The organism is Paenibacillus dakarensis, from assembly GCF_001373415.1.
In the GTDB taxonomy this organism is placed as follows: domain Bacteria; phylum Bacillota; class Bacilli; order Paenibacillales; family Paenibacillaceae; genus Paenibacillus_AQ; species Paenibacillus_AQ dakarensis.
Map to the genome: position 1 here is coordinate 1 of NZ_CDSE01000049.1, position 8,106 is coordinate 8,106.

Consider the following 8,106-nt stretch of genomic DNA (forward strand, 5'->3'; position numbering starts at 1 on the left):
AAACCGCCTCTCTGTCTATGCAGACCGTATTCTGAATGAACTGGATATGCTGAATAAGGAACAGCTGCTTCGCGGTGTAAACTCCAAGCTTCGCGGCGAACAGGTCACTGGCGAGGAAATCAGCAACGCATTCACCATGTCAGCTCTGGAGCTTGTTAGCAAAGAGACACCGAACTGGAAGTTTGCGGCGGCTCGTTCTCTTTTAACCTCCTTATACAAAAAAGCAGCTAACCATCGTCGTTATAAAGCTTATCCGGATGAGCCATACGGTGCCTTGTACCCTCTGATCAGCGAGCTTGTCCAAAAGGGTATTTACCGTGAAGAGCTTCTTGGTAGCTACACCAAGGCTCAGATTGAGGAATTAGGGGAAACCATCGACCACTCCCGTGATCTGTTGTTCGATTACATTGGCCTGCTGACGCTGGCAGAGCGTTACCTCGCTACGGATTTTGACGGACGTGTCATGGAGCTTCCGCAAGAGCGTTATATGGTCATCGCGATGTATCTCATGCACAAGGAGCCTGCTGAAAAACGTATAGAGCTCGTAAAAGAAGCTTACTGGGCGATGAGTAATCTCTACATGACGGCAGCAACGCCAACAATGTCCAACGCGGGTAAGAAGGTAGCCGGCCAATTGTCCAGCTGCTTTATCGACACCGTGGATGACTCACTTGAGGGGATTTTTGACTCCAATACCGACGTCGCGCGGCTCAGCAAAATGGGTGGCGGCATCGGCGTTTACCTTGGCAAGGTTCGTGCCCGTGGTTCAGACATTCGCGGCCACAAGAACACCAGCTCCGGCGTCATCCCTTGGATTCGCCAGCTGAACAACACCGCAGTCAGCGTAGACCAGCTTGGTACGCGTAAAGGCGCAATCGCCGTTTACCTGGATGTTTTCCACAAAGACATTCTCGCCTTCCTGGATCTGAAGCTGAACAACGGTGACGAGCGTATGAGAGCGCACGACGTGTTCCACGGCGTATGCCTGCCCGACCTGTTCATGGAAGCTGTTGAAGCCCGCGATGAGTGGAGCCTCTTCTGTCCGCATGAAGTGAAGAAGGTAATGGGCTGGAAAGATGAGAACGGACGCGCACTCGGCCTCGAGGATTTCTATGATGAGAAGCTTGGCGAAGGCAAGTTCCGTGAAAAATATGCTGAAGCCCTTGCGAATCCGGAGCTCTCCCGCATTACGGTTCAAGCGATTGATATTATGAAACGGATTATGAAATCCCAGCTTGAAACCGGAACGCCTTACATGTTCTACCGTGACACCGTAAACCGTGCTAACCCGAACTCTGCACATGGTATGGTCTACTCCTCCAACCTGTGCACCGAGATTATGCAGAATCAATCCGCTACCGTCGTTGAGCAAGAAGAGCTTGTAACGAAAGACGGACAGACGCGCATCGTGATTTCAAAGGTTCCAGGTGATTTTGTTGTGTGCAACCTGAACTCGATTCACCTGGCCCGTGCGGTTCCAGCGGGGGTCCTAGAACGCCTTGTACCTATTCAGGTTCGTATGCTCGATAACGTAATCGACATCAACAACATCGAAGTTCTGCAGGCCCAGTACACGAACAGCCAGTACCGTGCAGTCGGTCTTGGAACATTTGGTCTGCATCACTTGCTCGCCCTTGAAGGTATTCGCTGGGAATCCGATGAGGCTGTTGCCTATAATGATAACCTGTATGAAAAAATCAACTACCTTCTCGTTAAATCCAGCATGGAGCTGGCTAAGGAAAAAGGTCACTATCCGAAGTTCAAAGGATCCGACTGGGAAAGCGGCGAGTACTTTACATACCGCGGTTACACCGACGGTGAGCATGAAGGCAAGTATGTGACTACTGAGCAGTGGCGTGAGCTGCAGCAAGAGGTTCAGCAGAATGGTGTTCGTAACGCATGGCTGTTCGCCATCGCACCAAACGGCTCGACTTCCATTATTGCCGGATCGACAGCAAGCATTGATCCGCTGTATGATCTGCTGTCTTACGAAGAAAAGACAACATACAAAATCGCTAACCCGGCACCGGATCTGTCCGAGAAAACGATCTGGTATTACAAAACCGCCTTCCTGATTGATCAGAACTGGTCTATCAAAATGGCATCGGCCCGTCAGCGTCACGTTGACCAGGCTCAAAGCTTCAACCTTTACGTTCGTCCGGACATCCGCGCTTCCGAGTTCCTGGATCTGCATCTGCATGCTTGGAAAGCCGGCTTGAAATCGACTTATTATGTGCGGAGTCGGGCGTTGACGATAGAGGAATGTGAGTCATGTGCTAGTTAACCACTTTTCTAGCCCACTTTTCGATCCCTCCCAAACCCTCCCTTCCAAGGGAGGGCCCCAGAGGGCTCTGCCCTCTGGACACCCGGAACAAGAGCTCCGATTAAGGAGTGAGTTTGGCGGAGGTACGGATTGAGGGTGCTTGGCCCGCTTACTCCCTTCGGGAACGCTCTACTACGTTGGAGATAGTGAGTTATGTGGACGTTTTTTAGAGTTACTACCTGCTTGGAGCGCTCTCCCTTTGGGATTTGCTCCACAGTCGTGCATAACCTGTGAGTTACATCGGCGTTTTTTAGAGTTACTGCCTGCTTGGAGCGCTCTCCCTTCGGGATTTGCTCCACAGTCGTGCATAACCTGTGAGTTACATCGGCGTTTTTTAGCGTTACTGCCTGCTTGGAACGCTCTCCCTTCGGGATTTGCTCCACAATCGTGCATAACCTGTGAGTTACATCGGCGTTTTTTTGAGTTACTACCTGCTCGGCGGCGCTCTCCCTTCGGGATTTGCTCCAAAGTCGTGCATAACCTGTGAGTTACTTGGGCGTTTTTTAGCGTTACTGTCTGCTTGGAGCGCTCTCCCTTCGGGATTTGCTCCACAATCGTGCATAACTTGTGAGTTACGCGGGCGTACTTTAGAGTTACTAACAGCTTTGAGCGCTCTCCTTTCATGATTTGCTGTGGATAGTGTATAACTTGTGAGTTACTTATTTACTTATGTACTTCTTTAACATCTTTCTGCTGTAAGCGGCGGTCCGCGAAACAGCATTTGAATATACCAACTAATCAATTAAAAACTACCAGGGGTAAGGATATCCCAGCGGAAGAGTTTACGTCCGCCTTTGTTATCCCTTTGCGACAATAAATTCAAACCCCAGGCAAAGGGATAACAACAGCGGCTGGAGAGGGGATATCCGTCCCCCTGAGAGGGGATATCCGTCCCACGAGAGGGGACTTCCATCCCCCTAATATCCGTCCCACCAAGGAGTGAATACTAGCATGCAAATGCAAAAAATATTTAATACTGAAGCCCCTAACAAATCGACACGCATCATCGAAGGTGAATGTTCTGGTATTTTGAACTGGAATGACATTCGGATGCCGCATATGTACAAGCTGTACAAGGTGCTGCTGCTGAACCACTGGATCGCTGACGAAATTCCGATGTCCAAGGATGCGTCGCAGTTCACAAGATTGGATCCTGAAGAACAGCGTACGTTCAAGATCAACATTTCTCTGCTTGCTGTGCTTGACTCCATGCAGACGATGTTTGTGGGGGATGTAAAACGTTATTTTACCGATTCATCGCTTGAAGCAATTTCGGCTATCATTGGGCAGCAGGAAGTTGTCCACAACCAGTCCTACTCCTACGTTCTTTCATCAATCGTTTCGGAGCAGGAGCAGAAAGAGATTTTTGAATACTGGAAGCATGATCCGGTTCTGCTGGACCGCAACCGTTTCATCGCGGATATTTATCAATCCTTCCGTGACAAGCCATCACCGCAGACGTTCTTTGAAGCTATGGTTGCTGACCTGATTCTTGAAGGAATTTTCTTCTACAGCACCTTCGCCTTCTTCTACAACCTGGCCCGTGACCAAAAGATGATGGCGACCAGCCAGATGATCTCTTACATTCAGCGTGACGAGAATCAGCACTGCTATTTCTTCGCTGAAATATTCAAACAGCTGCTTGTTGACTTCCCTGAACTGAACACGAAAGAGAACATGGATTATGTATACCGCACCATCGACCGTGCTGTTGAACTGGAAACGAACTGGGCACATTACACGCTCAGCAATGTTCGCGGCATCGACCTGAATGAGCTGTCTGATTACATTAAGTACATTGCCAACCGTCGTCTGAAAATGATGGGTATGGAAAAAGCCTATGAAGGTGTAGACGTAAACTGCATGCCTTGGATTAAGCCATTCTCCGACGAAGCTCTGAATGCAACAAAGACCGACTTCTTCGAAGCAAAATCCCGTAACTACGGTAAAGTCGGTGACGACAACGGATTTGACGATCTGTAAGCAATGTAAGCAACCATTCAACGAAAAACCTCCGTATTCTTTCATATGAAAGAATACGGAGGTTTTTTAATTATTATCTATTGCATTCCTTACATAACAGTTCCTTTAGGCGCTTCCTTCTCCCTGCCCATCCCCATCTTCAGATGCTTCAGCTGTGCCACGATAATGACACTGATGACGACAAGCAGGAACCACGAGCTAATCTTACCGATATGCACAAGGCTCCACGTCTTTTCCTGTCCGGGATACGTCCAGGCGCCGAGAAATGTCGATATGTTCTCCGCAACCCAGATGAAGAAGCCAATAAGAAGAAAAGATAACGTGAGCGGCATCCGGTAGGTCGTGCCCGACACGTCGAATTGAACCATTGTCTTGAAGAATACGATAAACAGCAGCGCTGTCAGCACCCAGCGGAAATCCCATAAATAATGATGAGTAAAGAAGTTAGCATAGATTGCAGCGCTCATCAACACGGTCAGAACAGGCAAAGGCCATCCCGTTATCCGCAGGTTCATTCGGCGCCACGCCTGACATATGTAACTGGCAACACTCGCATACATGAATCCGCTGTAAAGTGGGACTCCGCCGACTTTGCTCCAGCCCTCTCCGGGATATGACCAGGAACCCATATGCACCTTGTACAGCTCCAGCATGAGCCCAATCACGTGGAACACACAGATTACCTTAAGCTCATCCCATGTCTCCAGCTTGAAAGCGACCATACCGATCTGGGCAAGCAGACAGATGATCAGAATGAGATCATACCGTGCAATTCCCGGAACCTCTATAATCTTAGTCAGCGCTAGGGCAGCGAAGATGATGACCGGGAAGATACACGACAGTGCCTGCTGAATACCGAACATCCACAGCTTACGGATAAATGTCATACGTCCTCCAATAGCCTCATTTTCATATGTTCGAGCTTACCACAACAAGAAACGCAATTAATACTACATTGTCGTAACTATTGTGTTCCCCCTCTTACCCTTCCGCCACATCCGCTCTTAATCCACTTGCAACCTCAAGCATGACCGGCACCACGGCCTCACTTGCGCCTGATACGTAAATATCTCCCTCATAATATCTGAACGGAATTTCCATTCCGTTGTGGTTCCACATGAAAAAATGCCCCTCAATCGACATGCTCACTGACCCTGTTACCGTATAAACAGTCGTATAAGAAAAGTCTGGCCTGGACGCAAACAGCTCCTGGCATTCTTCTAAAGATATCGTTTTCGCCGAGTTCTCAAGCTCCTGAAATGCTCTTGTAATTCGATAACGCTGTGCCATTGATATACCTCCGAAATGTAAATGTATGTAGTGTGTAGTATGTTTAGGCTGCTCATTTTATATGGTGTAAAGCAGCTTCCAAATTTAATTTTACAGGAATTTTCCCACGGGAAGATCAAGATAAATGGATGTATGCCGTAATATGGACTCACAGCCCTTGGCTTTCTCTGATAAGAGGCTCATCAAAACGACAACCGGCAGATTATTACTGGACAAGGCATCTTCATCATGACTGCCCACCAATATCACATCCGGGGCGACCTGCCAAGAACCTGCCTGTTCATAGAAACGGGCCAAGGACGGCTCACATGTAAATATGCCAAAATCAGTATCGGTCTGTTCAATCCACTGAGTTGCACCAGATACCGTACAAGATCCAAGCCCTCTTCCTTGATATTCGGGGTCAGTTGCTACACTGCTAAGTCCGGCAATTTTAAATGCCTTCCCTTCATGCATGATGGTTTTGCATACCACTCCCGCATAGCTGGCAAGCTTCCCGTCTGCATATATAAAAAACGATCGCGCATGAAACTCTTTACCATGAGCATCGGGAATCGTTTCTTTAGGCGCCGTGCAAACATCCGGCCACACCCGATGCTGCAAGGCAGCTATCTGACGCCGCAGTTCTTCAGAGGCTTCATTATAGTCTATCGATTGTATAGTATCGGTCACGAGCTTTCTCTCCCTTATTGGATCCGCCCTCACTTATGATTCGGTTCTTCACATAGATTATCGAATCTCCGGGTTAGTGAGCAAGATTTTCTCTGCTGCTTCGTTGAGTTCGGGAAGAATGTCGATGACATCCTGGGCGCGCTGCCGGATGTCGTCCCAACTTCGAATGCCTAGATCGGCCATCATTTCCTGAAAGGATGGCGAGTAAACGGGAAGCAGTTCCGGGGCGTCCTCCGTGAAAATTTTGTGGCATCTTGCGAAGGTCGCCACCATCCAGAAGACCGCTTCGCGGTGATAGCCTGATCGTATCAGCTCCCGGCTCCCGTCAATGACGATTGACCTTGCCGAAGCTGTAATGTCCGAACTAAAGGGAAACGGCGTTCTTGCAGCGGCTGCCGCTGCGTCGAAGGTACGGGCAAGCTCCTCGAGATGCATTTCGACACGCTCAAGGCTTAGGTGAGCGCACCCGAGCAATCTCAACAGCTGCGAATACATTCCTGTAAGCCCGTACGTCCGAAGGACTTGGAATGCCGATAAATAGCGTAATCGAACAGTCGGATTACGAAGCGCAGCAACAAGGAGAAGATGAGTTGTTATGCCTGTCGGAAAAAGCCATGACGTAATCTGATCCGGATATGATGTCGATGGGTCCAGAGAATCCAGCCCCCTCTTGATCGACTGCAGTACATTTTGGCAGCGGCGGCGCACCCATGCTTTCTCCGCAAAATGGCGGGATACTACCCGCTGCACACTTCGCAGCTGTCCCGTAGGATCATCCATGATGGTATCCGTTCGGAGACCGCCGGCAAGGTGATACGATGAGAGAACGGCCTCAGCGGTTGAAAGCTGCTGCCATGACAGAAAGGAGATCTCAACTAGTGCTCCCATATGGATCAGCTTCCCTGGTTTGGGCGGAAGGTCTTTCCGGTCCAGCACGACCATGACATCGACATCGGAGCCGATAGACATTTCTGCATCGCCCGGTAATCCTACCGTCGAGCCGCTAAAGTACGCGCCCATGTATCCTTCCTTCCGGCTGATATGGCTTGCTACCCAATCGATTGCCGCTGCGCGTGCATCCCTAACCTTCACTTGGTATCCCCCTGACTTTTAAGCCTTGAATTAACCTGCTCTGCTTATGTCCCGGCTCACCCTGTCAATAATTATATCCCATATTCACCGGCTGTTCGCTAAGAATCAATCTTCAAAACGCAAGGTGAAAATGATTGCCTGTTCTATTTTGCTTAGCGATTCCGGAGAGAAGTCCAAAGTATAAATTCTATCCGTACTTGTGGATTGCATTCCCCATATATGTACAGGCTCCTCTGTAGTGAAGGTTATCGGCTCCTGATATTGCATCAAGCCCTTCGCACCCAATCTTTTATCCCAGGGAATGGGGAAAGTGTACAGACCGGATCCCTTGCTAACCTTAATCTTATTCAGATTGTTTTCCTGTCCTTCTATGGAAATGGTATCAATAGATAGAATGCCTATCTCCGTATACATATATGGTTAATCATCCGCTAACAGCTCCCGGAGCATAATCTCACGGTTGTTGACGAACTCCTTCATGATCATGAAATGGTCGGTCTCTTCTAAACGGCATGCTTCCACTCCCTCTTCGTTCAATCTCCAAATCTGGGCGTCCGGATAGGCCATGAGAATAGGGGAATGGGTAGAAATGATGAACTGGGAGTCATCCTGCACAAGATCATGAATCCGGGTGAGCAGCGCCATCTGCCTGAAGGGAGACAGCGCCGCTTCCGGCTCATCCATAATATAAAGCCCATTACCTCTGAAGCGGTGCAAAAAGGTTGCAAAGAAAGACTCCCCATGCG

The 8,106-nt window shown here is 49.1% G+C and carries 8 protein-coding genes; 2 read left to right on the forward strand and 6 right to left on the reverse strand.

Features of this window, described 5'->3' with window-relative positions; translation table 11 throughout:
• Together BN1234_RS13630 and BN1234_RS13640 are read left to right on the forward strand one after the other, a co-directional pair.
• Positions 1 to 2,284 (forward strand): ribonucleoside-diphosphate reductase subunit alpha (locus BN1234_RS13630; RefSeq protein ID WP_054957221.1); only part of this gene is annotated, 2,284 nt, incomplete at its 5' end.
• Positions 2,285 to 3,274: 990 nt separating this feature from the next.
• Positions 3,275 to 4,306 (forward strand): ribonucleotide-diphosphate reductase subunit beta, encoded by a 1,032-nt coding sequence (locus tag BN1234_RS13640; RefSeq protein WP_054957223.1) that lies wholly within the window; start codon positions 3,275 to 3,277, stop codon positions 4,304 to 4,306.
• An 89-nt stretch (positions 4,307 to 4,395) separates the two neighbouring features.
• Here BN1234_RS13640 and BN1234_RS13645 read toward each other — a convergent pair whose 3' ends face one another.
• The 6 genes from BN1234_RS13645 to BN1234_RS13670 all read right to left on the reverse strand — a co-directional run.
• A complete protein-coding gene (locus BN1234_RS13645; RefSeq protein ID WP_054957224.1) occupies positions 4,396 to 5,193 on the reverse strand; it encodes a DUF817 domain-containing protein in 798 nt (265 codons plus the stop codon).
• 94 nt (positions 5,194 to 5,287) lie between these two features.
• Entirely contained in the window at positions 5,288 to 5,596 is a 309-nt protein-coding gene (locus tag BN1234_RS13650; RefSeq protein ID WP_054957225.1) for a hypothetical protein, read from the reverse strand.
• 90 nt (positions 5,597 to 5,686) lie between these two features.
• Positions 5,687 to 6,268 (reverse strand): GNAT family N-acetyltransferase, encoded by a 582-nt coding sequence (locus tag BN1234_RS13655; protein WP_082423201.1) that lies wholly within the window; start codon positions 6,266 to 6,268, stop codon positions 5,687 to 5,689.
• Positions 6,269 to 6,325: 57 nt separating this feature from the next.
• Positions 6,326 to 7,360, reverse strand: a complete 1,035-nt coding sequence (locus tag BN1234_RS13660) for a hypothetical protein (RefSeq protein WP_054957226.1) — start codon at positions 7,358 to 7,360, stop codon at positions 6,326 to 6,328.
• 105 nt (positions 7,361 to 7,465) lie between these two features.
• Positions 7,466 to 7,774, reverse strand: coding sequence for a hypothetical protein (locus tag BN1234_RS13665; protein WP_054957227.1), 309 nt, complete (start codon positions 7,772 to 7,774; stop codon positions 7,466 to 7,468).
• 6 nt (positions 7,775 to 7,780) lie between these two features.
• Positions 7,781 to 8,106: AAA family ATPase (locus tag BN1234_RS13670; protein WP_156337214.1), on the reverse strand; the 326-nt coding region annotated here is incomplete at its 5' end.

Coding starts and splice junctions, on each gene's coding strand:
- BN1234_RS13640 (WP_054957223.1), top strand. CDS start 3,275: ATGCAAATGCAAAAAATATTTAATACTGAAGCCCCTAACAAATCGACA.
- BN1234_RS13645 (WP_054957224.1), bottom strand. CDS start 5,193: ATGACATTTATCCGTAAGCTGTGGATGTTCGGTATTCAGCAGGCACTG.
- BN1234_RS13650 (WP_054957225.1), bottom strand. CDS start 5,596: ATGGCACAGCGTTATCGAATTACAAGAGCATTTCAGGAGCTTGAGAAC.
- BN1234_RS13665 (WP_054957227.1), bottom strand. CDS start 7,774: ATGTATACGGAGATAGGCATTCTATCTATTGATACCATTTCCATAGAA.